This is a genomic window from Pseudomonas sp. 30_B, assembly GCF_017491605.1.
In the GTDB taxonomy this organism is placed as follows: Bacteria; Pseudomonadota; Gammaproteobacteria; order Pseudomonadales; family Pseudomonadaceae; genus Pseudomonas.
The window spans coordinates 1-961 of the sequence record NZ_JAFGYY010000064.1; the positions used below are offsets into that span (position 1 = coordinate 1).

The window sequence follows — 961 nt, forward strand, 5'->3', positions numbered from 1 at the left end:
CCTTGGAGGATGGTCCCCCCATGTTCAGACAAAGTTTCTCGTGCTCCGTCCTACTCGATTTCACTTCCAAGAACCTTTCACATACGGGGCTATCACCCACTATGGCCGCACTTTCCAGAGCGTTCTGTTAGATTCAAAGAAGCTTAAGGGCTAGTCCCCGTTCGCTCGCCACTACTAAGGGAATCTCGGTTGATTTCTTTTCCTCAGGGTACTTAGATGTTTCAGTTCCCCTGGTTCGCCTCTTGCACCTATGTATTCAGTACAAGATACCCAGCTTATGCTAGGTGGGTTTCCCCATTCAGAGATCTCCGGATCAAAGTCTGTTTGCCGACTCCCCGAAGCTTATCGCAGGCTACCACGTCTTTCATCGCCTCTGACTGCCAAGGCATCCACCGTATGCGCTTCTTCACTTGACCATATAACCCCAAGCAATCTGGTTACTGTCTCGAACGTGAAGACGACATTCGCCGAAAATTCGCGCTTGAACTCGCAAATTTTACCTTGACTTGAATAATCACCAGTGAAAGAGATTATTCAGTCTTACTTCTATCACATACCCAAATTTTTAAAGAACGGTTCTGGCACAAAGACCAGACAGCAAGGTTCGTTCACCGAACATTCCTGTCTGAGCTTTCGACGATGTAAATGGTGGAGCCAAGGAGGATCGAACTCCTGACCTCCTGCGTGCAAAGCAGGCGCTCTCCCAGCTGAGCTATGGCCCCATCGGATCAGCAGCACACCACAACAATTGGTGGGTCTGGGCAGATTCGAACTGCCGACCTCACCCTTATCAGGGGTGCGCTCTAACCAACTGAGCTACAGACCCAAATCGTCTAACCAGTGAATCAAGCAATTCGTGTGGGAGCTTATGAAGAAGCTGCGATCTTCGATTAAGGAGGTGATCCAGCCGCAGGTTCCCCTACGGCTACCTTGTTACGACTTCACCCCAGTCATGAATCAC

General features: G+C 49.7%; 2 tRNA genes and 2 rRNA genes. All 4 read right to left on the reverse strand.

Annotated features, from left to right (window positions below):
- Positions 1-416 (reverse strand): 23S ribosomal RNA (locus J5M67_RS27195); the annotation flags it as partial.
- 230 nt (positions 417-646) lie between these two features.
- Positions 647-722: transfer RNA gene (locus tag J5M67_RS27200), tRNA-Ala, on the reverse strand.
- A gap of 27 nt (positions 723-749) precedes the next feature.
- Positions 750-826: transfer RNA gene (locus J5M67_RS27205), tRNA-Ile, on the reverse strand.
- Between the two features lie 65 nt (positions 827-891).
- Positions 892-961, reverse strand: a 16S ribosomal RNA gene (locus J5M67_RS27210); the annotation flags it as partial.